Origin of the sequence: Sphingobium sp. (assembly GCF_032153725.1) — a bacterium.
Classification (GTDB): domain Bacteria; phylum Pseudomonadota; class Alphaproteobacteria; order Sphingomonadales; family Sphingomonadaceae; genus Sphingobium.
In genome coordinates, this window is sequence record NZ_JALDYQ010000025.1 from 1 (window position 1) to 23926 (window position 23926).

At 63.6% G+C, this 23926-nt stretch carries 19 protein-coding genes; 6 read left to right on the forward strand and 13 right to left on the reverse strand.

The window, feature by feature from the left end; translation table 11 throughout:
* Positions 1-50: 50 nt before the first annotated feature.
* From epsC to RUH75_RS10220, 9 genes are all read right to left on the reverse strand, one after another.
* Positions 51-1040 (reverse strand): serine O-acetyltransferase EpsC, encoded by a 990-nt coding sequence (epsC, locus tag RUH75_RS10180; RefSeq protein WP_313805430.1) that lies wholly within the window; start codon positions 1038-1040, stop codon positions 51-53.
* Between the two features lie 99 nt (positions 1041-1139).
* Entirely contained in the window at positions 1140-2453 is a 1314-nt protein-coding gene (locus RUH75_RS10185) for an ATP-binding protein (RefSeq protein ID WP_313805432.1), read from the reverse strand.
* Positions 2450-3160, reverse strand: coding sequence for a response regulator transcription factor (locus RUH75_RS10190; protein WP_313805434.1), 711 nt, complete (start codon positions 3158-3160; stop codon positions 2450-2452). The genes RUH75_RS10185 and RUH75_RS10190 overlap by 4 nt, the downstream gene beginning before the upstream one ends.
* 261 nt (positions 3161-3421) lie before the next feature.
* Positions 3422-4264 carry a TorF family putative porin gene (locus tag RUH75_RS10195; RefSeq protein ID WP_313805436.1) on the reverse strand — a complete coding sequence of 281 codons (843 nt, stop codon included), beginning with the start codon at positions 4262-4264 and terminating at the stop codon, positions 3422-3424.
* A gap of 294 nt (positions 4265-4558) precedes the next feature.
* The gene (locus RUH75_RS10200) at positions 4559-6055 is read right to left on the reverse strand and encodes a SulP family inorganic anion transporter (protein ID WP_313805438.1); all 1497 of its coding nucleotides are present in this window, start codon (positions 6053-6055) and stop codon (positions 4559-4561) included.
* A gap of 4 nt (positions 6056-6059) precedes the next feature.
* The gene (locus RUH75_RS10205; protein ID WP_313805440.1) at positions 6060-6758 is read right to left on the reverse strand and encodes a carbonic anhydrase; all 699 of its coding nucleotides are present in this window, start codon (positions 6756-6758) and stop codon (positions 6060-6062) included.
* A gap of 193 nt (positions 6759-6951) precedes the next feature.
* The gene (locus RUH75_RS10210; RefSeq protein WP_313805442.1) at positions 6952-7662 is read right to left on the reverse strand and encodes a response regulator transcription factor; all 711 of its coding nucleotides are present in this window, start codon (positions 7660-7662) and stop codon (positions 6952-6954) included.
* Positions 7659-8111, reverse strand: coding sequence for a hypothetical protein (locus RUH75_RS10215; RefSeq protein ID WP_313805444.1), 453 nt, complete (start codon positions 8109-8111; stop codon positions 7659-7661). The genes RUH75_RS10210 and RUH75_RS10215 overlap by 4 nt, the downstream gene beginning before the upstream one ends.
* 136 nt (positions 8112-8247) lie before the next feature.
* Entirely contained in the window at positions 8248-8787 is a 540-nt protein-coding gene (locus RUH75_RS10220; RefSeq protein ID WP_313805446.1) for a hypothetical protein, read from the reverse strand.
* A 279-nt stretch (positions 8788-9066) separates the two neighbouring features.
* Here RUH75_RS10220 and RUH75_RS10225 point away from each other — a divergent pair, with 279 nt between their 5' ends.
* The 4 genes from RUH75_RS10225 to RUH75_RS10240 all read left to right on the forward strand — a co-directional run bounded on the left by RUH75_RS10225 (position 9067) and on the right by RUH75_RS10240 (position 14004).
* On the forward strand, positions 9067-10161 hold the full coding sequence (locus RUH75_RS10225; RefSeq protein ID WP_313805448.1) for a glycosyltransferase family 4 protein: 1095 nt from the start codon (positions 9067-9069) through the stop codon (positions 10159-10161).
* A gap of 14 nt (positions 10162-10175) precedes the next feature.
* Positions 10176-12410: an amylo-alpha-1,6-glucosidase gene (locus RUH75_RS10230; protein ID WP_313805450.1), complete on the forward strand. Its 2235-nt coding sequence runs from the start codon at positions 10176-10178 to the stop codon at positions 12408-12410.
* A gap of 70 nt (positions 12411-12480) precedes the next feature.
* Positions 12481-13230 (forward strand): SDR family NAD(P)-dependent oxidoreductase, encoded by a 750-nt coding sequence (locus RUH75_RS10235; protein WP_313805452.1) that lies wholly within the window; start codon positions 12481-12483, stop codon positions 13228-13230.
* 90 nt (positions 13231-13320) lie between these two features.
* Positions 13321-14004, forward strand: coding sequence for a response regulator transcription factor (locus RUH75_RS10240; RefSeq protein WP_313805454.1), 684 nt, complete (start codon positions 13321-13323; stop codon positions 14002-14004).
* Between the two features lie 155 nt (positions 14005-14159).
* On the opposite strand, the gene RUH75_RS10245 is transcribed toward RUH75_RS10240, so the two are convergent.
* Entirely contained in the window at positions 14160-16688 is a 2529-nt protein-coding gene (locus RUH75_RS10245) for a TonB-dependent receptor (RefSeq protein ID WP_313805456.1), read from the reverse strand.
* A gap of 339 nt (positions 16689-17027) precedes the next feature.
* The gene (locus tag RUH75_RS10250) at positions 17028-18245 is read right to left on the reverse strand and encodes a GGDEF domain-containing protein (RefSeq protein WP_313805459.1); all 1218 of its coding nucleotides are present in this window, start codon (positions 18243-18245) and stop codon (positions 17028-17030) included.
* Between the two features lie 161 nt (positions 18246-18406).
* Between RUH75_RS10250 and RUH75_RS10255 the strand changes: the two genes are divergently transcribed.
* A complete protein-coding gene (locus RUH75_RS10255; RefSeq protein ID WP_313805461.1) occupies positions 18407-19588 on the forward strand; it encodes an HlyD family efflux transporter periplasmic adaptor subunit in 1182 nt (393 codons plus the stop codon).
* Positions 19589-19594: 6 nt separating this feature from the next.
* On the forward strand, positions 19595-21712 hold the full coding sequence (locus RUH75_RS10260) for a glycosyltransferase family 2 protein (protein WP_313805464.1): 2118 nt from the start codon (positions 19595-19597) through the stop codon (positions 21710-21712).
* A 51-nt stretch (positions 21713-21763) separates the two neighbouring features.
* Here the strand turns inward: RUH75_RS10260 and RUH75_RS10265 are convergent, their stop codons facing one another.
* Entirely contained in the window at positions 21764-22765 is a 1002-nt protein-coding gene (locus tag RUH75_RS10265) for a nitronate monooxygenase family protein (protein WP_313805466.1), read from the reverse strand.
* The gene (locus RUH75_RS10270; RefSeq protein WP_313805468.1) at positions 22766-23926 is read right to left on the reverse strand and encodes an acetyl-CoA C-acetyltransferase; all 1161 of its coding nucleotides are present in this window, start codon (positions 23924-23926) and stop codon (positions 22766-22768) included.

Consider the following 23926-nt stretch of genomic DNA (forward strand, 5'->3'; position numbering starts at 1 on the left):
AGCTCGCAAGCATCATGCTATGGCTCAAATGATTAAATCGTCACTACAGCCTAGATATTCTCCCCAATCCCTTCGCGCCCCTCCTCCACCAACGCATGGACGCGATGGGGGGCGGAGACTTCCACCCGGCTGGTCACTTCATAATGGGCCTTGGCCTGCCGGACATTGCTGTCGGCCGGCACGCTGTCGGTCAGCCAGACATTGCCGCCGATCACTGATCGGCTACCGATGATGATGCGGCCAAGGATCGTCGCGCCGGCATAGATCACCACGTCATCCTCGATGATCGGATGGCGCGGCAGAGCCTTTTCCAGTGCCCCTTTTCCGTCCGCCGGAAAACTGCGCGCGCCCAGCGTCACGCCCTGATAGATGCGCACCCGGTCCCCGACGATCGCCGTCTCCCCGATCACCACGCCGGTGCCGTGATCGATGAAGAAGCCATGGCCGATTTTCGCGCCGGGATGGATGTCGATCCCCGTGCTGCCATGCGCGATTTCAGAGATGATGCGCGCGACCAGCGGCGCCCCCAGCTGATGGAGCCGATGCGCGAGGCGATGATGCGTGATCGCCATCATCGAGGGATAGCAGATCAGCACCTCATCCACGCTCCGGGCGGCCGGATCGCCCAGAAATGCCGCCTCCACATCGCTGTCGAGCAGTTCGCGCAAAGCGGGCAGGCTTTGCGCGAAGGCGCCGATGATGCGGGTCGCTTCCCCGTCCACGGTTTCAACGGGTTCGTCCTTCATCGCATAGATGAGTTCGAGACGGATTTGGCCGTAAAGGCGGCTGAGGACGGTCTGCAATGTCTGGGCGACAAAGGCATCCTCATTATGCAGACGCACGAAGCTGGGACCCAGCCGCAGCGGAAACAGCGCACCGCACAGCCCCGCCATGATCTTGGTCAGCGTCGCGCGGGACGGAAAACCCTCGGCGCCATATTCGGCATGATGATCCTGCCCCTGACGCCAGCGCCGCCTCACGGTGCCCAGTTCCGCCGCCAGCCGGTCGATATCCCAATAGCCTTCGCCCTGCGCCGTCATATGTGCCTCTTTTCGAACAGGCTTCCGGCATAGCCCGTTGAGGCGCGCGGCGATAAACGAGTTTTGCTTGGGGGTTGCCAGATTCTCTTTGTCGACCTTTCAGCGCTCCCCGACCGGCACATGCAGGCAAATTTCGGCGCGCAACCCGCCGTCGGGGCGATTGGCAAGGATCAGTTGCCCTCCTTCCTGCTCGACCGCGCGGGCGACAATGGCGAGGCCCAGGCCAAGCCCGCGCGTATTGCGCTGACGCGCCTCGTCCAGGCGGGCGAAGGGTTTGAGTACCTCCTCCAGCCTGTCGCGGGGAATCCCCGGACCGTCATCGTCGACGCGGATCAGAACCTCCCCATCCCCGCGTTCCAGCATCACGCGGGCGCGGGCACCGTAATGCAGGGCATTTTCGATGAGATTGACAATGGCCCGGCGCAGCGAAAGCGACCGCACCGCCATTTCCAGATGATCCGGCCCGGCATAATCGACATCCTTTCCCTGGTCCTGAAAAGCGTCGACCACCGTTGCCACCAGCACCGCCAGATCGGTACGCACCGGCGGCTCGCCATTTTTCTCGCCCCCCAGGAATGCGAGGAGCGAATCGATCATCTCCCCCATTTCCTCAAGGTCGCCCTCCATCGCCTCCCGCGCGTCATTTTCCGGGAGATTGTCCATCCGCAGGCGCAACCGGGCCAGCGGCGTGCGCAGGTCATGGCCGACGGCGGCCAGCGTCTCGGTCCGCTCGGTGATCAGGCGATGGATGCGCGTCTGCATCGCATTGAAGGCGCGGATGAGGTTGCGCACATCATTGGAGCCGCCCTCCTCCACCACAACCTCATCGCTAAGGCCAATACGTTCGGTCGCCCTGGTGAGATCGCGCAACGGCGCCAGGGTGCGGCGGATCATGATGCCCCCGACGACCAGCAACGCCAGCACCGGGATCAGCGCCAACCCCATGCGGCCGATGGTGAAGGTCCATTTGCCGCCGCTATGCCGCATGCCGAAATAGAGCCAGCTGCCGTCCGCCAGCCGGAGCCCGCCATTGATCTCCGACACGCGCCCGGGCGAGGCCAGGCGCAGCCAGAGGCCCGATTGTTCCAGCGTCGGTTCCCATGTGATGATCTGACGGCGCATCCGCTCCAGTCCCGGCGCCAGCGGCGGCGGCGGCGGCGAGGCCGGGGTCCAGTGGATGTCGTAACGGTCTGTGGTCAGTTGCAGCGCCAGCGCGTGGCGATCCTCCAGTGGTTGTTCGATCAGCAGCTTGCGGGCGATGACCAGATGCTCGGCCAGGCGGCGGGCCTCGTCATCCTGCAGGGACAGATGGTTGGCCCGCTCATAGACCAGGGTGCCGACGGCAAATTCCAGCGTGAGGGTCAGCAGCAGGATCGCGAAAATCTGCCCGACCAGGCTGACATGCCGTCTCAAGCGCGGCTGACCTCCGCATTGAACATATAGCCGACGCCGCGAACGGTGGTGATCGGCGCGGTGCGATCCTCCGTCGACAGCTTGCGGCGCAGGCGGCTCACGAGGACGTCGATGCTGCGGTCGCTGCTGTCGCCCATGCGGGTACGGGACAGTTCGATCAGCCGCTCACGGGCGATGACGCGCTGCGGGTGGCTGAGGAAGGAACCGAGCAGATCAAACTCCGCGCCGGTCAGATCGACGATCGCACCGGTGGGCGAGCGCAACTCGCGGCGGGGGAAATTGACGATCCAGCCGTCGAAGCGCGCTTCATTCTCGCGATGTTCCTCCGGGCCGCGCTCCACCCCGACGCGGCGCAGAATGGCGCGGATGCGGGCGATCAATTCGCGGGTGCCGAAGGGCTTGGGAAGATAATCGTCGGCGCCCAGTTCCAGCCCGACGATGCGGTCCGTCTCGCTGCCCTTGGCGCTGATGAAGATGATGGGCACATCGCTCTTGCGCCGGATCTGGCGGCAAAGGTCGATGCCGTTGGTACCGGGCAACATCACGTCGAGCACGACCAGATCGACCGGTCCCGCTTCGAAGGCCACCCACATTTCCGGTCCTGAGGATGCCGGGCGGACCTGATAGCCATGTTCCTGCAACGCCCGCGCGGTCAGCGTACGCAGCGGCGGGTCGTCTTCCACCAGAATGATGGTCGGGGCGGTCATGCCGCGCGGCACAGAAAATTGCACATGGGGAGCGAGATAGGTCCCGCCACGCGGAGGGTCAACCGGACGTTGCCGCAGCAACGGGGCGAGCCAAGTTTAGCAACAATTTGTCACGCCCGGGACAATCGCCTGTCCCGACGCAGCAATTTTTGTCATGCCGGGCCTCGCATGCCAAGGGCCGATGATCATGTCATCGGACCTTGGTCAAGTCCGCGCGGCGTCTGGGCGAACTCGCTCAGACGCCACGCGGCATGCATCTCGTCAGAAAGCCGCCGAAAGGGAAAAGACCAGCTGGCTGCGCGCGATCGACTTGCCGAAATTGTCGGCATCCTGAACCATGAAGTTCGGGCGGAGGTAATTTTCCTCGACCCGCGCAATGTCGGTGTCGACATAGGCGACGCCCAGCGTCAGCGGCGTGCCGGGGATGGCGAGGTCCGCGCCCACCAGCCAATCCAGATATTTGCCGGTCGGCGCGACCGAGGTGCCATTGGGGCCAAGACCCGCATTGCCGTTCGACCAGCCCAGATGCGCCTTCAGCGTGACCGGCGTGTTCGGCACGGCGCCGCTGATGTCGCCCCAGACGTAGAGATTGTCTTCCTTGTCGCCCGGATCGAACACTGTGCAGGCAGCATCGCTGCACCATTTGCCCAATGCTTCCTGCTTGGGCGCATAAGCGACGCCGATCAGGCCCTTCACCGGACCCACCTGGCTCGACAGCTTCACATAGGGTTCGGCAAAGTCGGTGATGTCCGCGCCCGACGGATACATGTACCAGGTCAGGCCGACGTCCAGCGTCGCGCCGCCCAGCGGGATCGCATAGCCGGCGAACAGGTCGAGTTCCATGTTCGCGCCGCCGAACTGGCCCCAACCGGCAAGGCTCGATCCCCAGGTGCCGACATAGACACCGCTTTCGTGCGTCGCGGTGACGCCGCCCTGAACGGCCATGGCCTTGTCGGACTGCGACACGCCACGGAAGCGATAGTCGGATACCAGCGCGACGCTGCCGGAAACGGTGACGGGACCTGCGGGCTCTTCCTGAGCGAAAGCCGGAGCGCTGGAAAACAGCGCAAGCGCGGCACAGGCAATCTGATACTTCATGAACATTCCCCTTTTAGGCAAGAATGTTCCGTCCTGCGTCCGCTCCGTCCGAAGATCTGTTGATCGTTCGTCTTCGATACCGGCGGATCAGGAGGAGATTATGGAGGTGCAGGGAATTGGGGAAACGGCTTTTTCGTAAGTGCAACAGGGAATGACCGCACTGTGTTGTCGGCAACACGATTATTGTCTTACACCATTCTGAATATTTCCATTTCGTTTCTGATACGCAACACAAAACCGCCGCATCACTGGGAGGGGGTGATGCGGCGGTTCGCTGGTCGCACTGGGAAGGGGGTGGGATCAGGCGACGAGGTGACGCATGCGGCCAGTGGCGCCGAACAGTTCGACCTCTGCACCGGCGCCCCGGCGGCGGTCGACCCATTCACGGACCATTTCCGCGCAAGTATGATCGATATGGCCGAGCCGCTCGACATTCAGGATCACCGGCCGTCCGGCGGGCACCGATTCCAGCTTGGCCGACAGCCTGGGCAGGCTGAGGAAGGTGGCGGTGCCGTGCAGCGCCAACTCATGCGCATCCTCGCGGCTTTCCTCGTCCAGCCCCAGGCGCAGGCGGCGTGCATGGGGCAGCATTTCCAGCATGGAAAGGCCTATGCCAACCAGCACGCCGGTCAACAGGTCGGTCGCCACGACGCAGATCAGCGTGGCCGCCCATACCACGGCCGGCAGCGGACCATAACGGTGGAACAGGTGCTTCGCATGATCCAGGCTGACCAGACGGATACCGGTGACGACCAATATGCCCGCCAGCGCCGCCATCGGGATTTCGCGCAGCAGCCAGGGCAGCAAAGCGACGAAGCCCAAAATCCAGACGCCGTGGAGGATGGTCGACAGGCGCGTCCTGGCGCCAGCCTGCACATTGGCGGAACTGCGAACGATCACGCCGGTCATCGGCAGCGCGCCCGCCACGCCGCAAAGCAGATTGCCGAGTCCCTGCGCGCTGAGTTCCCGGTTGTAATTGGTGCGCACGCCGTCATGCATCCGGTCGACGGCCGCCGCCGACAACAGGGTTTCGGCGCTGGCGATGAAGGCGATGGCAATGGCCGTGGTGATCACGGTCGGGTTCATCAACTGCTGAAGCAGGCCCTGCTCCGGCAGCGAGATGGCGGCAACGATCGATTCCGGCACGACGACACGCGCCACCGGCAGGCCGAGGATGAAGGCCACCAGCGTCGCCAGCACCACGCCGACCAACGCGCCCGGCAAAAGCTTCATCGAAGCGGGCCGAATCCTTTCCCAGCCCAGCATGCCACCGATGGTGACAAGACCGACCGCGAAGGCCGTCGCCGCATCCTGATTGGAAAGGCCGAAAATCTGCCCGGGCATCGCCACCAGATTGGCCAACCCACTCGACAGGGGTTTATCATCGAACAGCACATGGAACTGACCGACGACGATCAGCACGCCAATGCCGGCCAGCATGCCGTGCACCACGGCGGGTGAGATGGCGCGGAACCAACCGCCGACCCGCAGCAGCCCGGCGACCACCTGAATGGCGCCGGCCAGGATCAATATCGGGCCAAGGGCCGACAATCCCTGTTTCTGCACAATTTCGAAGACGATGACGGCCAGCCCCGCCGCCGGACCGCTGACCTGCAAGGGCGAGCCCGCCAGCAAGCCGACAATCAGGCCACCGATCATGCCCGTGATCAGGCCCTTTTCCGGCGGTACGCCGGACGCGATGGCAATGCCCATGCACAGCGGCATCGCCACCAGGAAAACGACGATGGAGGCCGTGAAGTCGCGGCTGAAGGCGCCACCGGAAAATGCCTTGAGCATGGGATTACTCCGCCGCCTGCGCATAGGCGATGTCAGCTGCAAGGCGCCTGGCATGCGGCAGAGCGACAGGCAGCGGCTGGCCTTCGCGCAGCGGCAGGAAACGGCCGGTTTCGCCGTCCAGACCCAGAACCTGACCCGCATGAATGTCGACATACCAGCCGTGCAGCGCGATCTCGCCGCGGGCGATGCCCGACGCGACCGAGGGATGGGTACGCAGATGGGCAAGCTGTACCACGATATTTTCCAGCGCCATGTTGCGCAGCTTCTCTGAGTCGCTCAGATCGTCGGGATAGCTTTCGCGGCAGACCTTCTGCGCGGCGTGGCTGTGACGCAGCCAGGCGGCGACATTGGGCATCGCGGTGAGATCGGCGTTGGTGGACAGAGCCTTCATCGCGCCGCAATCGCTGTGACCACAGACGATGATGTCGCGCACGCCCAGAACCATGACGGCATATTCGACGGTCGAGGTGACGCCGCCATTCTGCGTGGCATGCGGCGGCACGATATTGCCGGCATTGCGGCAGACGAACAGGTCGCCCGGATCGGCCTGCATGATATGTTCGGGGACAATGCGCGAATCCGCGCAGGAGATCATCAGCGCCTTGGGGCTTTGTCCTTCACTGACCAGGCGGTTGTAGAGCGCGCTCTGGTTCGGAAAGACCTGACTTTCGAAGCTGAAGACGCGACCGATCAGCTCGTTCATGGCATTGCTTCCTTCTTGTCTGATCGCCGGTCAGGGGGCAGACCGGCCTTGATCATCAAGGATAGGGAAGCGTTTTTGCTGCGGCGCAGCGGCTTTGTTAAATAATATGTCTGGGCCTCTGAAGACGCGATCGGGCCGGCAGCTCGCCTGATTTTCCAGTCGAATCAATGCCATGATCAGGAAACAATCAGGGTCAGCGCCGGTCGACCACCGCGCTGAACATATATCCGCCGCCCCGCACCGTGACGATCGGCGCAGGCCGCCGCCCATGGCCGAGTTTGCGCCGCAATCGGCTGACCAGCACATCGACGCTGCGGTCGGAGGACGGCGTGTCGCGCACCCCCGCCAATTCCATCAGGCGCGAGCGGGCGATCACCACCTGCGGATGATCGAGCAATACCAGCAGCAACGAAAATTCCGCGGCGGTCAGGTCGACCTGCGCGCCATCGGGATCGATGACCTCGCGCCGGGAGGAGTCGACCACCCAACCGTCGAAGCGCGCCTCGGCCGGGCGGCGCTGGCCCAGGGCGCGCTCAGTGCGGCCACGGCGCAGCACCGCGCGCAGCCGGGCGGCCAGTTCGCGGGTCGAATAAGGTTTCGCCATATAGTCGTCAGCGCCCAGCTCCAGCCCGACCACGCGGTCGACCTCGCTGCTGTTGGCGCCGACCAGGATGATCGGCACGTCACTGCGTTCCCGGACGTCACGGCACAGGTCCATGCCGTCCGGGCCTCGCAGCGCGGCATCCAGCACGACCGCGCCCACGGCCATGCTGTCGATCGCAGCCCAGATGTCATTCGCGCAGGCAGCGGACAGGGCATGGAACCCACTCTCCTCCAGCGACTGGTGCACCTCGTGACGCACATCCTGCCGGGCCTCGGCGATCACTATGAGCGGTGGGCTCATCCGCCTGTCACGGCGCCTTTCACGGACAGCGCATGGATGCCGTCAAGCTCGTTGACCAGCACGGCGCGGTCCCGCCGCGCGACACCGACAGCCTCGGCCTTGCGGACGGCATTATGGCGCGCCACTTCCCCCTCGATCTGGCCGCGCGCGGCGGAACAACCGCCCGCATGGCTGCCCGAGATGGGAGCGAAGCGGTGGATCGGCTTGGCGACGGCGGCCAGCGTGCGGCCTTGCGCCGCGACATCGCGGTTCACGACCAGTTCGGCCTGCCAGCGGCACACCGGCACCGATGGGCGGTTGGCGAAACGGGATTCCACCTCGCGGAAACGGACGGTCGATTCCGTCTGATAGCTGGCCGTGTAGGCGTTGGACGCGTGGGTGATTTCGGCACTGTGGATCGGCGTGGCGACGGCAAGGGCTGCCGCGCTGGAAGCGAGAATGAACGACATGGGGGCCTTCTCCTTGACAACCGGAAATGGTCGATCGGGATTTAGGCCCCCTGAATGTCTCCGTAATTTGCCGAGCGTTACAAATTGTTGCTCAACGATTTTCCGATCCGGGATTTTCCGATCCGGGATTTTCCGTTCAGGAGAGGCCCGCCAGCGCAGGGCGCTCGACCACCGGCTTGCCCGCGATATGATCCAGCAGGCAGGACAGCCACAGCGCATCGCTCGCCGCGCGGTGCCGCGCCGGATAGCGCGCATCGGCAAGCACCACCGCTTCCATGATCCGCCGTTCACCAGCGCGATGTTCGTCCAGCAACAGCGAGACATGATCGATCATGAAAGGCGTCGCCCGCCCTGCTGCATCGGCCAGGGTTTCCAGCCAATATTGGTCGATCACGCTGTCGGCGACCATCCGATGACCGGCCACTGCCGCCACCAGTTCCGCCAGCACGGTTTCCACGGGCAAGCCATCGCGGTTCACCGTCTCCAGCTTCAGGCCATGCAACGCCTCGGCCTCCGCCGACCAATGCCAGCCAGCCCAGTCGTCATGCGGACGGATCAGCCAGCTCTGCGCTTTGCCGCCGCCGGCAATGCCGACTTCGATCGGGTAGGACAGGCCGTGCCGGGGCAGGCACGACGCCTCGAAATCGATCGTGAGGATCGTCAATTTACTCTCCATATTTCAAGGCCATGTCCGCCCCTCTTCAGACCGGCCAGCCAGTTTGTCGATGTGACCTCCTAGAGCGGGACTATGTCAGTCCGAAGTCAGCCGCGCGAAAAATGATGCGGACGGGCGCTTTCCGGCGACCAGCCGAACAGACCCGGAATTGAGCAAAATCCGGACATGCCGGCGCAATCCTCATGCAACTTGCAGGGCGTTCACGCTTTTAAGAGGGGCGCCCGCCGCAGGTCGGGGGATCGGTGACGGCGCCCGCCTATCGGAGAGGAATGCCCGACCATGAAAATCGCCCAGATTGCCCCGCTTGCCGAAAGCGTGCCGCCCCGTCTTTACGGCGGCACCGAACGTATCGTATCCTATCTGACCGAAGAACTGGTCCGTCAGGGCCATGATGTGACGCTGTTCGCGAGCGGCGATTCGGTGACGCGGGCCGAACTGGTCCCGGTAACGGAGATGGCGCTGCGGCTGAACCCCGCCGTGCGCGACCCCATTCCCTATCATATGATATTGCTGGACGCGGTGCGGCGACGGGCGGACGAGTTCGACGCGCTGCATTTCCACATCGACCTTATCCACATGCCGCTGGTGCAGGATTTCATCGACCGTTGCGTGACGACACTGCACGGGCGGCTCGACCTGCCGGACCTGCCCGCTTTCTACCGGACATTCGGCAAGCACAGTCTGGTATCGATCTCCGACCATCAGCGGCTGCCGATGCCGCCGGTCAACTGGGCGGGGACCATCCATCATGGCCTGCCCGCCGACCTGCTGTCGCCCCGCACGGGGCCGAGCGAGGGCTATCTCGCTTTTCTGGGCCGGATTTCCCCGGAAAAGCGGCCCGACCGGGCGATCCGCATCGCCGCGCGCGCCGGATTGGCGCTGCGCATCGCGGCAAAGATCGACGCGGTGGACCGGCTTTATTGGGAAAAGGAAATCGCTCCGCTGGTAGAGCGTTACCCGAACATCCATTATATCGGCGAGATCAGCGAAGCGCAGAAGGCCGAATTTCTGGGCCGGGCGAGCGCCCTGCTCTTTCCCATCGACTGGCCTGAACCCTTTGGACTGGTGATGATAGAGGCGATGGCCTGCGCGACGCCGGTCGTCGCCTTCCGCTGCGGGTCCGTGCCCGAAGTGATCGACCATGGCCAATCCGGCTTCATCGTCGAGAACGAGGATGAGGCGGTGGAAGCCGTCCGCCTTCTGCACGAACTGGACCGCCGGCGGGTGCGCGCCGCCTTTGACGCACGCTTCACGGCAGAGCGGATGGCGGCCGATTACGTGGGGCTCTATCATGCCCTTCCCGGCGCGCGGACGCAGCCCGCCATGCTGTGCCGATTGCGTGGAGAAGGCGCGGAACTTCAGGTCGTGGGATAATCAAGGAGAGCGGCATGACGGCGAGCCAGTTGCAGCCCGAAAACCCGAGCCCTTCGGTCCAGAACATCAATCCCGGACAGGCTCTGTCGCAGGCGCAGACCCAATTCTTCATTCCGGCCACGGCGTCGCTGCATGAGCGGCGCCCCCGGACGCTGAAACATGGCGACAGCTTCGCCGTGTTCGACCATAGCGGCGACGCGATCGCGGGTCCGGGCAGTCCGGAGGGGCTGTACCATCGCGACACGCGGCATTTGTCGCATCTCTACCTCACCATCAACGACACGCGGCCGATCCTGCTGAGTTCGGGGCTGCGCGACGACAATGCGATGCTGACCTGCGACCTCACCAACCCCGATTTCACGGGCGATGATGGCAGGGTGGCGGTGGAGCATGACCTTATTCACCTGCGCCGCACGCGTTTCCTGTGGGAAGGGGCAGTGCATGAACGGATCACCATCCGCAATTTCGACACGGACATCCGCGCGGTCGCGGTGAATATCAGCTTTGCCGCCGATTTCGCTGACCTCTTCGAGATACGGGGCATGACGCGGTTGCGGCGCGGCACGCTGCGGGAGCCGGTAATCGGCGCGGATGCGGTGCTGCTGGGCTATGACGGGCGCGATGACAGGCGGCGCGAAACGCTGCTGCGCTTCGACCCCGTGCCGCAGACGCTGAGCGAGAATCAGGCCCGTTTCGACGTGACCGTGCCGCCGGGCGAACGACGCACCATCTATCTTCAAATCCGTTGCCAGCCGACGGACCAGCCCATCGGCGATCTTTCGAAACATTTCCTCAAGACCCTTCGGGAATCCATGCAGGCCCTGAAGCAGGCGCGGTCACGCGCGGCCACGGTGCAGACATCCAACCAGCTGTTCAACGAAGTCGCGCGGCGATCCGTGGCCGACATCACCATGTTGTCGACCGATACCGAATATGGGCCATATCCCTATGCGGGCATCCCCTGGTTCAGCACCGTATTCGGACGCGACGCGATCATCACCGCGCTGGAAACGCTGTGGCTGGACCCGGCGATCAGCCGGGGCGTGCTGGGCTATCTCGCCGCGCATCAGGCGACCAGCTTCGATGCCGCCGCCGATGCCGAGCCGGGCAAGATCCTGCATGAAGTGCGCCACGGTGAAATGGCGGAATTGGGCGAAGTGCCCTTCCGCCATTATTATGGCAGCATCGATTCCACGCCCCTGTTCGTGATGCTGGCCGGCTCCTATCTGGAGCGGACCGGAGACAGCGCTTTCATCGCATCCATCCTGCCGAATGTGGAGGCCGCGCTGGCCTGGATCGACCAGCATGGCGACCGCGACGGCGACGGTTTCGTCGAATATGGGCGCCTTACCGATCAGGGGCTGGCCAATCAAGGCTGGAAGGACAGCCATGATTCCGTCTTCCACGCCGATGGCAGCATTGCGCGCGGCCCCATCGCGCTGGCAGAAGTGCAGGCCTATGTCCACGGCGCCTGGGTCGCTGCCGAGGCGATCTTCACCGTGCTGGGCGATCCGGACAAGGCAAAGGAGTATCGCACCCGGACAGATGATCTGCGCGAGCGGTTCGATGCGGCCTTTTTCGATGCCGGGATCGGCACCTATGTCCTGGCGCTGGACGGCGAGAAAAGGCCCTGCCGCGTGCGTTCCTCCAATGCGGGCCATGTGCTGTTCACGGGACTGGCCAAGGAAGAGCGCGCGGAAACGGTCGTACACACGCTGATGGCGCCCGCCTCCTTCTCGGGCTGGGGCGTCAGGACCATCGCCTCGACCGAAGCGCGCTATAATCCGATGAGCTATCATAACGGCTCGATCTGGCCGCACGACAATGCCCTGATCGCCGCGGGCTTTTCACGCTACGGCTATCGCGCGCAGGCCGCGCAGATTTTCGAGGGGCTGTTCGCGGCGGCAACCTATGTCGACCTGATGCGCCTGCCCGAACTGTTCTGTGGCTTTCCCCGGCGACGCGCGCAGGGGCCGACCTTCTATCCCGTCGCGTGCAGCCCGCAGGCCTGGTCTGCGGCCGCGCCGCTGTCGCTGATCCAGTCCAGCCTGGGCCTGACCTTCGACGTCGCCAGCGGCGAGATTGCGCTGCGCGAACCCACCCTTCCCCGCTTCATCGACGAACTGACGCTTTACGGGCTGCGCGTGGGGGATGCGACGGTCGACATCGCCTTTGACCGCATGGGCGACAAGGTGGTGGTGAAACCGCTCGATCGCAGGGGGCGCGCGCGCGTCGTGACCATTGCGTGAAAACTGGTGCTTGGCATTGCCGCAAATAGCCTTACATCCCGGCCATTCACCTGAAGGGATGGAAGAGAGCATGACGGGAACCGCGCTGATCACCGGAGCAACCGCAGGCATCGGCGCCGCATCGGCGCGGCGTTTCGTGGCGGCGGGCTGGAAGGTGATCGTCACCGGACGTCGTGCCGACCGGCTGGATGCGCTGGTGAATGAACTGGGCGCGGACAATGTGCACGCGATCAGCTTCGACATGCGCGACGAAGCCGCGATCGACGCGGCGCTGGCCGCCCTGCCCGCCGGTTTTTCCGATATTGATCTGCTGATCAACAATGCGGGGCTGGCGCTGGGAACGGCACCCGCGCAACAGGCCGATCTCACTCAATGGCGCCAGATGATCGATACCAACATCACGGGCCTGGTCACGATGACCCACAAGCTGCTGCCGCGCCTGATCGAGCGCAAGGGCATGATCATCAACATCAGTTCGGTGGCAGCGACCTATCCCTATGCCGGCAGCAATGCCTATGGCGGAAGCAAGGCGTTCGTCACGCAATTCTCCCTTGGCCTGCGGTCGGACCTGCACGGCACCGGAGTGCGCGTCACGACGATAGAACCCGGCATGGTCGAAACCGAATTCACGCTGGTCCGAACCGGCAGCCAGGCAGCGTCCGACGCGCTGTACGGCGCTGCCAACCCGATGACGGCGGAAGATATCGCCGAAACCCTGTTCTGGGTCGCCAGCCAGCCGCCGCACATCAACCTCAACCGGATCGAGCTGATGCCGGTCAGCCAGTCCTTCGCCGGTTTCCAGGTCGCGCGCGAAGGTTGAGGAAAACGCCGCCGCAAGACGGCATTGGCATTCCGCGACGGGAATGATAAAGCCCCGCGGCAGGGGATTTTCTTATCATGGAACGCATGAGTGGCCCTGCATCTGCTGATCGTCGATGATGACGAAGCCCTCGCCCCGCAACTCGCCGAACAGCTCCGGCTGATGGGGCACAGCGCCGTCATGGTGCAGGACGGCCGGCGCGCCATGGAGGCAGTGGCGGGCGCCCAGTTCGATGCGATCATCCTGGATCGCATCCTTCCCGGCATGGATGGCATCGCGGTGCTGCGCAGCCTGCGCGCCAACAATATCCTGACGCCGATCATCATGCTGACCGCATTGGGCCAGTCCCGGCAGAAGGTCGAAGGACTGGACAGCGGCGCCGACGATTATGTCGTGAAGCCGGTCGATCCGGCCGAACTCAACGCCCGGCTCCAGGCGCTGGTGCGGGCGCGGGGCTGGGGGGAACGCGGGTCGGACGAAACGCTGCGCGCCGGCGACCTGCTCGTCAGTCCCACGAAGCATAGCGCCTGGCGCGACGGCAAGGCGCTCAACCTCCAGAAGATCGAATTCAGGCTGCTGACCGAATTGGTGCGCAATGCCGACAGCGCGGTCACGCGCGCCATGCTGCTGGAGCGGGTGTGGAATTATGATTTCGAGCCGGCAACCAACATCGTCGAAGCCTATATTCGCAGGTTGCGGATCAAGCTGACCGAATTCGGGGGCGATGATCCCATCAAGACCATTCGCGGCGTCGGTTACATGTTGAGGGGATGATTTGCGGTTGCGATCGTCGCGGGCATTGGCGCTCGCTTTCTTCGCCGTTTTTCTCTGCGCCACGCTGGCGGCGGCTTTCGGCGGTCCATTTTCCCATCGCATGAAAAATGGCGCACTACCATAAGGTAGCGCGCCATTTTTCAATTCAGCTCCGATCAGAACTTGATGGATGCTTCGACGCCATAGGTGCGCGGCGCGTTGAAGTTGCCATAGTCGCCCAGGACGTTGGCGATGCTGCCGGTCGTCGTGCTGGTGGTCGGCGCGGCGGGCAGGCTGTTCGACGGATCGCGACGGAACACATATTGTTCGTTGAACAGATTGCGGCCCCAGAGGCTCAGCGTCAGGCTGCGGCCGTTGCCCGTGCCGATGTCGGCGAGCGAGATGCGGCCGTTGAAGATCAGCGAACTGTCATTCTTCGTGGCGAACTGGTCGAAGGCCTGGGTGGCCTGCGAATAGTTGCCGTCGAAGTGGAACTTCAGCTTTGTGTCGCCGCCGCCGATGGGCAGGGCGTAATCGATCGACCCGCTGGCCGCGTTGCGCGGCGTGAAGACGATGTAGAAGTCCTGATAGACATTGGTCGCGGTGATCAGCACCGGCGGGATCTTCGTGTAGGTATAGGCATAGGAGGCGTTCAGCGTCAGCCCGTCGAGGGGCTCAACGGTCAGGTCGGCTTCGATGCCACGGATCTTGGTGATGCCCGGAGCATTGATGGTGACCAGATTGTTGAAGCTGCTCGTCCCCACGAACTGGATCGAGCTGATGTCGACCTGGCTGTTCTTGCGGTCCATGATGTAACCGGCCAGATTGAAGCGGGCGCGGTTGTTCCAGAAGTCCGACTTCAGGCCGACTTCATAGGACTTCACATCTTCAGGATTGAAGGTCTGGTAGTTGGACGTGCGCGAACTGGCGCCGCCAGCGCGATAGCCGGTCGCATATTTGGCATAGACGTGCAGGCCGTTGCTGACGTCATAGGCGATCGTCGCCATCGGATTGAAGCGGTTCCACGTCGCATCCAGCGGCTTGTAGCCGACGCCAGTGAGGAAGGCGGCCGTGGCGGTGTCATAGTTGACGTTGCGCGAATAGTGCAGGACGCCCTTCTTCTCGTCATGCGTATAACGGCCGCCCACGGTGATATGCAGCGCATCCGTGGCGTTCCAGGTCAGCTGGCCATAGGCGGCATAGCTCTTCGACCAGACTTCCGAAGCGCGGTCGATCGAACAGCCGTTGACCGCCTTGCCGACGAAGGCCGGGGTCGATGCGGTGCAGAAGGGGATGGTGACGTAGTTGGCGCCAGTGACCACGCCGGCGGCGTTCTTGACGGCAACGGCACCCATCGAGCTGGGGGTCGCGGCGTCGTCGCTGACATGTTCGTTGAAGTAGAAGCCGCCCGCGACATAGTCGATCGAACCGACCGTGCCGACAGCCTGGAGTTCCTGGCTGAACTGGCGCTGGCGCAGGTCGGCGAGGCTGTAGCGGCTGAAGGCACACGGCGAGGCTGCAGTGCACGCACTGGTGGTGGTGCCAAGGCCGAGGTTGACCAGCGGCGGACGGTGGGCGCCGCCCGAATTGTCCCACTGGGTGGCGTCGACGCCGCGCCATGCGGTGATCGAGCGCAGCTCGAACGCGTCGGACAGGTGCCACTTCAGATTGTTGGTGAAGCCGTGCGTCTTGTCTACGCTGACCTGCTGCGGCACGCCGATGTCGGCTTCGCTCATGCGGCTATCGCCGTTGACGACGACGCCGGGCAGCAGCGCCTTGACCGGGCCACCGGTCAGGTTGGTGTAGTTGGTGCCCGGCAGCTTGCAGTTGGGCTGCGACGCCTGGGTGCCGTTGGCGCAACCATTGGGATCATAGTTCAGCAGCTGGCTGTAGAAGGGCGTATTTTCATCCTTCGCGACGTCATAGGAGAAGTCGTTGGTGATGGTGCTGGTCGGCTGCCAGCGCACGGCGGCGCGCATGCCCTTGCGGTTGTAATAGTTCCAGCCGGCCTGGCCCGCGAGCGGGTTCTCGGTGGTCGCATCCTGATGCTGGATCACGCCGTCCAGCTTGATCGAGAAGCCTGCGATCTTGGGCAGATCGATGTGGGCATCGGCGGTACGGCCACCATAATTGCCGGCGCCTGCCTCGATGCGGCCGCCCCATTCGCCGGTCGGCGCCTTGCTGACGATGCTGAGCGCGCCGCCTTCGGTGTTGCGCCCGAACAGCGTGCCCTGCGGGCCCTTCAGCACTTCGACGCGCTCGATGTCGAACAGCGCGGCGTTCAGGCCATGCTGGCGGCCCATGTAAACGCCGTCGACGTAGATGCCGACGCCCTGTTCACGAGCGGGCTGGTTGGCGTCGAGCGGCACGATGCCGCGAATGCCGATGGTAAGAGCCGACTGGCGCGCTTCGAAAGTCGCGACGCGCAGCGACGGGACGGCGCCGTCGGCGAGGTCGTAGAGGCTCGCGACATGGCGATCCTTGAGCGCTTCGGTGCTCATCACCGCCATGGAAATCGGGGTTTCCTGCAAATTGGTTTCACGCTTGGTGGCGGTGACGACGATCATGCCAAGGCCGGAATCATCGACGGCGGCGTCTGCGGGCTGCTCGTCAGTCGCGGCGCTCGCCAGCGCAGGCGCTGAAACCGATGCCAGCAGCAGCCCGCAAAGCGACGCGCGCAGCAAGGAAGCGGAAGAACGAATCATGCGTGTAACCCCTTTTGAAATCCATCGAGTGGACGTTTCGCGGGGCCGCCATTAGGTTTCGATCACAACATTTTTGTTACACTGGGTGTAACAATAACCCTAGCAATCTTGTAATTTTCGTTTCATAATTCAATTTTCATAAATAAAACTTTGGTTATTTTTAATCAATTCTCAAACATAATAAATTATTTATAATAACTTAAAGAAAAATATCTTTAAATTATCTTCTAAAATTCACATTTTCAGAAATATTTAAAAATCATCTTACGTACTATAGCTATTTCAAGCTAAGTGGTTTTGCTTGCAGGACAAGCAAAATCCGACATGCATGAAGCAGGTTCAGGCCACCGCCCGTCCCATGTCGCGATAATCTTCCGCCACGCAAAACTGGACCTGCGCCTTGCCCTTGGCTTTCGAACGATAAAGCGCGGCATCCGCGCAGGCGATGAGGCGTTCCATGTCCACGCCGAATTCGGGGGCCAGCGCGACGCCCACGCTGACGGTGACGCGCATTTCGATGCCGTCGATCACATAAGGTTCGCTGAGTTGCCTGATGACCCGGCGGGCAAGCAATTCAGCCTGATCCTGATGCTGCACATTGGCCTGGATCAGAAGGAATTCGTCTCCGCCAAGCCGGGAAGCGACATCTTCCGAGCGCACGATCGAACTCAGCCTCTGGGCCACCTCCAGCAACATCCTGTCACCGGCCGGATGCCCGTGACAGTCGTTGATCGCCTTGAACCCGTCCAGATCGAGATAGTGGATCGCCAACCCGCGGGCGGCCTGCTGGGAAGATTTGAGTCCCGATTGAAAGGACTCCCGCAACAGCAGGCGGTTGGGAAGCCCGGTCAGGGGATCGAAACGAGCGAGCTTGGCCAGATCATGCTTGGCGGTCAGATGCTCCACTGCGGAGCTGTAGAGATGCCGGACGGAACCCATGCTCATGGCGGCGACTGCCAGCAGCAGCAACGCCTCGAAAGCGAAGAATTCGGCGTGAAAGGGTTCGTCATATTCGGTCGTCGCATGGGCCAGCATCGCGGCAGCGGTAGGCACGACCGCCAGCGCAAGGCTGATCACGCACAGCCGGGGCCGGCCTGCATTCCTTGAAACGATGCCCGCGCCGAAGGTGAAGACCAGGCTGATCGTGGCGATATGGACAAGCGGCTGATGCGCTATGAGGGCGCGGATGTTGAGGGCCGCCAGCAACAGCGCGAACACATAGGTCAGGCTGGCGTAGCGCCATTCCCAGAGCCGGAGTTCCGCAATCCCCTGCGATGCTCCGCCAGCCCGATGATAGGAAGAGATGACATGGACGCGCAAGGCCGTGACCGCGATCGCGACAATGGTGAGCGCGGCGACCACCCAATCGTGCCATTTCAGATAAACCAGCGTGCCGACGATCAGATAGAGCAGGCCGAAACCGACGATCAGCAGCCGCATGGAGAAAAGCGTCGAGAGAAGGTCGCGATACACCGCCTCCGGCAGTTCGCCTGCCGAACTTCCCAGGACCGCGCCCAGCATGGAACGCAGCCCGCCTCTCTCCCCGGTTCTGTCCATGCGCCATCTTTCCACGAGGAAGGTTAACGAAATCCTACCCCCACGCCCAGCCGAGGCGGTTCCGAAGCCGCCGGCAAAATGGAGGTGTCATTAACAGGCTGATAACTATCCCAGGTTAAGACCTCGAGAAATTGTCATAGCGATCGAAGCTGCGGGGAAAAATGATCGACATCCAGAATCTCCTGCGTGCGCGAAAGACACGCATCATCGTGGCTGCGGTCCTGATCGGGGGCGGCGCCATGGGATTCGCGCCCTATATGCTGAACGACGTCTCCACCCAGGCGGCGATCAACGCTCCCCTGATCCGGCTTACCGCCGCAGCCGACGGAACGGTCGCCGATCTTCCGGCCAATGGCCGGTATTTCGACCGGACGACGGAAGTTCATCTGCTGAACCTGTCGCAGGACACCGGCGACGTCGCTGATCTCAGGGCCGAAGCGGAACTGGCGCGCACGGAAATGGCGCTCGACCAGCGGCAACTGGCGGAGTTGAACGGCCAGAGCCAAAGACTGACGCAGCGCGCGGCGCTCTTTTCCGGCGCGATGACCGCCCGCCTCGCAGCCGACCGTGACTCGGCCCAGGCCGACCTCACAGGCTGCCAGGCCGAACGCGCGGAACAGGCCGCCAACCTGGCACGCACGCGCACCCTGGCGGCGCAGGGCTTCATCTCGCCTGCCGGAGTGCAGAAGGCGGAAGCGTCGGCATCGCTGAAGAACAGCAATTGCAGCAGCGCCGCCGCACGGTTGCGGGCGATCCAGGTCACCCGCGACGCCGCGCAGTCCGACGTCTTCATCGGCGACAGCTATAATGACGCGCCCTATGCGGTGCAGCAGGCCGACCGCCTGCTGTTGCAGAAACAGGCGGTCGAAAAGACGTTGAGCGATGCGACGGCCCGTTATCGCCAGGCCAGCCTGCGGCTGAAGGATGCGCTGGCCCGGGCGGGCTATCGCGCGCCGGCAGGAACGCTGATATGGGCGGCGACGGCCAGCCCCGGCGCCGCGATCCGCGCGGGCGAACCCGTGCTGGACCTGCTCGATTGCCGCCGCCGCTTCGTTCAGGTCGCCCTGCCGGAACGCAAGGCGGAGGTGATCGGCCCCGGCACGCCCGCCGATGTCCGCATGATCGGTTCCGACCAGTGGCTCAAGGGGCAGGTCGTGAACATCACCGGCGCGGCGGGTCGCCGCAAGGAAGAATTGCTGGCCGCATCCACCTATTCCCTGCCCGAAGATCGGGAAATCGTGGTGGACGTCGCTCTGCCGACGCCCGACCCGCGGCGGATCGACGGCGCGCGCAAATGCGATGTCGGACGCCTGGCGGAGGTGCGGTTCAGCCGCAGGCTCTGACGGCGCATGTCCGGCATCGCCACCACAGCCCCCTTCGCGCCGCTAGTACTGCTGGCCGGCCTGCTGCTGCTCTTCGGCAAGATATGGCCGTCCAGAGCCGGCCTGGTGGCGACCATCGGGTGCACGATCCTCTATTATCTCCAGTGGCGGATCACCCAGACGATCCCCTGGGGCGAAGGCGCGGATAAGCTGTGGTGGCCGCTGACCTGCCTGTTCGTGGAAAGTGCCGCGCTGTTCGACGGCATCATATTGCTGGCGATCCTCTCCCGGCCGCGCGACCGCTCGGCGGAGGCGGATGCCGGCGAAGCGCGACTGCGCTCGGCTTGGGACGAGGATGCGGGTCTATTGCCCGCCGTCGACATCTTCATCGCCACCTATAACGAACCGCGCGAAGTGCTGGAAAAGACCATTCTCGGCTGCCTGTCGCTCGAATGGCCGGACGCGCGGGTGTGGGTGCTGGACGATGGCCGGCGCCCATGGGTACGCGATCTGTGCGTCGCGAAGGGCGCGGGCTATATCAACCGGCCTGACAACAGGGGCGCCAAGGCCGGCAATATCAATCACGCATTGACCGTGACCGACGCGCCCTTCGTGGCGGTGTTCGACGCGGATTTCGTGCCGCGCCGCGACTTCCTGCTGCGCACCATGGGCTTTTTCGATTCCAGGCGGATCGGCATCGTCCAGGTCCCGCATAGTTTCTACAATCACGATCCCATGCAGACCAATCTGGGACTGCAACAGGCGATGCCGGACGACCAGCGTTTCTTCTTCGAATCGATCATGCCCGGACGCGACGGTTGGGATGCCGCCTTTTGTTGCGGATCGAACAGCGTGACGCGCAGGACGCTGTTCGAATCGATCGGCGGCGGGCTGCCGGAAGGATCGATCACCGAAGACATGTTGCTGACGCTGGCCAGCCTGCGTCAGGGCTATGTCACCCGTTATCTGAACGAACCCCTCGCCTATGGCCTTGCGCCGGAAAGCACCGCCGCCTTCTTCGTCCAGCGTCAGCGCTGGGCACAGGGCGCGATCCAGATCCTGTACCTGAAACAGGGTCCGCTGGGGCCGGGGCTGAAGCTGCGCTATCGACTGCTGTTCCTGCCCAGCGCATGGATCACGCAGGGATTGCAGTCGGTCTTCACCGTGCTGACGCCGATCTTCTTCATGCTGTTCAACCTGGCCCCCATGGTCGGCATCAATCTGGAGGCGGTCGTTCATTACGTACTGCCGCTGATCATCGCGATGCTGAGTGGCATCACCTTGCTGGCGCCGGGGCGTTACTACCCGCTCGCGGCGCAGATATTGTCGCTGTTCCAGACCTTCCGCATCCTGCCGGTCGCCCTGCAAACGCTGTTCCGCCCCAGGGGCCTTGTCTTCAAAGTCACGCCCAAAGGAGCCGACGCGGGCGGCAGTCCATGGGAAAGCACGATATTATCCGCTTCCCTCGCGCTGATCGCATTGAGCTTCGCCGGCCTGATGATCAATGCCAACCCGGATTATCGCATCGTTTCGCAGGTCGGGCTGATGCCCATGGTCACTTTCTGGACGATCGTGAACATGTTCATGCTGATGCTGGTCGCCATGATGTGCCTTGAAAAGCCGCGCGTCCGGGGGGAGGAACGCTTCGCTTTGCGGCAAGGCGTGACGCTGCTGGGCGAACAGGGACAGATGATCCGGTCCGACAAGGGCGATATCTCCATTTCCGGTCTTGGACTGGAAGTGGCGGAGGCCACGGACCTGCGCGTCGGCGACCGCGTGGAGATCATCTTGCCGGACATTGGCCTGTTGCGCGGCTTCGTGCGACGTTCGGGCAGGCGCATCGGCATCGAGTTCGACTTTCATTCGGAACAGCTTCGCGACCGGCTGATCGTCGCTCTGTTCACGGACGAGATCCGGATCAACGCCCTGCGCCCCTCCGCGCTTGCCGTCGCGATCGCCGTGGCGAAACGCCTCTGGTCAGCGGATCTGCGCATTGTCGAAGCCCCTCCCCGCGCCACCGCTCTGACGCCCGCTTCGGACAAGCTGAGCGCAATGACCCGAGTCATCGCCCCATGGGAAAAAGAGGAGCGGAAAGCCCCCGTCCGCATTGCCGCCACTCGCGCCGGAAATGATCGGGCGGCGTAAAAGCAATGCGGGCTTTCCGCGATCCGGATCGCGGCCCTCCCGGCACGACCGTCACGCAGTCGCCAGACTGGCCTCCCCCGCGATCATCCCGGCCAGGCGCGATGCGATGATGCTTTCCGCTTCGCGCATGATCCGCTGGAGCAACACCTCGCAGGTCGGGATATCGCGGATCAGTCCCTGCACCTGCCCCGCCCAGACGAGTCCGGCATCGATGTCCCCTGTTTCAAGTGCGACGCGACCCTTGGCGCCCGATACCAGCGGCCTGATATCCTCGAACAGCGCACCGTCGCGGGCCGAGATTTCCACGACCTGATCCGACACGCTGTTCCTGGCGACGCGACCGGTATTGTGGAACTTGCGGAAGATCAGGTTGGTGCTGCGCTCGTCATTGTCGACGATGAACTGCTTCACCCGATCGTGGATCGGCGCCTCCACCGTGGCGCAGAAGCGCGTTCCCATGTTGATGCCTTCCGCGCCCAGGGCGAGCGCGGCAGCAAGCCCCCGGCCGTCGCCGAAGCCGCCGCTGGCGATCATCGGAACCTTCACCTTGTCCGCCGCCGCCGGAATCAGGATGAGGCCGGGAATATCATCCTCGCCCGGATGGCCCGCGCATTCGAAACCGTCGATCGAAATGGCATCCACGCCCATCCGCTCCGCCGACAGGGCGTGGCGGACGGCGGTGCATTTGTGGATGACGGTGATGCCGTGCGCCTTGAAATGCTCGACATGCTCCTGCGGTTTGTGCCCGGCGGTTTCGACGATTTTCACGCCGCTCTCGATGATCGCGCGGCGATATTCAGCATAGGGCGGCGGCGCGACGGAGGGCAGGATGGTGAGGTTCACGCCGAAGGGCTTGTCCGTCATCGCGCGGCAACGGTCGATTTCGCGCCGCAGATCGTCCGGCGTCGGTTGGGTGAGCGCCGTCAATATGCCAAGGCCACCCGCATTGGACACCGCCGCCGCCAGCTCGGCCCGACCGACCCACATCATGCCGCCCTGAACGATGGGATGCTCGATCCCCACCAGTTCGGTGAAGCGCGTCCTGAGAGCCATTTACAACGCCTCCACGATGGTCACATTGGCGATGCCGCCCCCCTCGCACATGGTTTGCAGGCCGTAACGCAGCCCGCGCGCCTTCAGCGCATGGATCAGCGTCGCCATCAGCTTCGTCCCGCTCGCGCCCAGCGGATGGCCCAGCGCGATCGCGCCGCCATTGACGTTCAACCGATCGGGATCCGCGCCCAATGCCTTCGCCCAGGCCAGGGGAATCGGCGCGAAGGCTTCGTTGACCTCATAGAGATCGATGTCGCCGATGGTCATGCCCGCGCGTTCGAGTGCCCTCTGCGTCGCCGGAATCGGCTCTTCCAGCATGATGACCGGGTCGCCAGCCGTCACTGTCATGTTGACGATCCGCGCGATCGGCGTCAGGCCATGCGCCTTGAGCGCCCGTTCCGATACGATCAGCGCGCCGGAAGCGCCGTCGCAGATCTGACTGGCATTGGCGGCGGAAATCACGCCACCTTCCTGCAACAGCTTGACGGAGCCGATCCCTGCCAGCGTCGCGTCGGCACGAATGCCTTCGTCGATGACATGGGGGACGCCATCCACGTCCAGCGGCACGATCTCCCGTTCGAAGGCGCCGGCCTGCGTGGCGGCGGCGGCACGACGATGGCTTTCCAGCGCGAAGCGGTCCAGCGTCTCGCGGTCGAAGCCATATTTGGCAGCGATCATTTCCGCGCCGTCGAACTGGCTGAAGCTCTTCACGCCGAAACGTTGCTGGATGCGGGGACTGAACGGGCCGACGCCGACGCCCTCCTTCGCGTGAAAACTGGTGTTGGAGAACATTGGCACGCGGCTCATGCTCTCGCCCCCTGCCGCGATCACCACATCCTGCGTGCCCGACATCACCGCCTGCGCCGCGAACTGGATCGCCTGCTGCGACGATCCGCATTGCCGGTCGATGGTGACGGCGGGGACGCTGACCGGCAGTCTGGAGGCCAGCACGGCATTGCGGGCAAGGGCAAAGCCCTGCTCACCCGCCTGTGTCACGCACCCCAGGATCACGTCATCGATCGCCGCCGGATCGATGCCCGTTCGGTCGACCAGCGCGTTCAACACTTCCCCCGCCATGTCGGCCGGATGCCAGCCCGCCAGCTTCCCATTACGCCGTCCACCGGCAGTGCGCACCGCTTCGACAATATAGGCTTCCGCCAT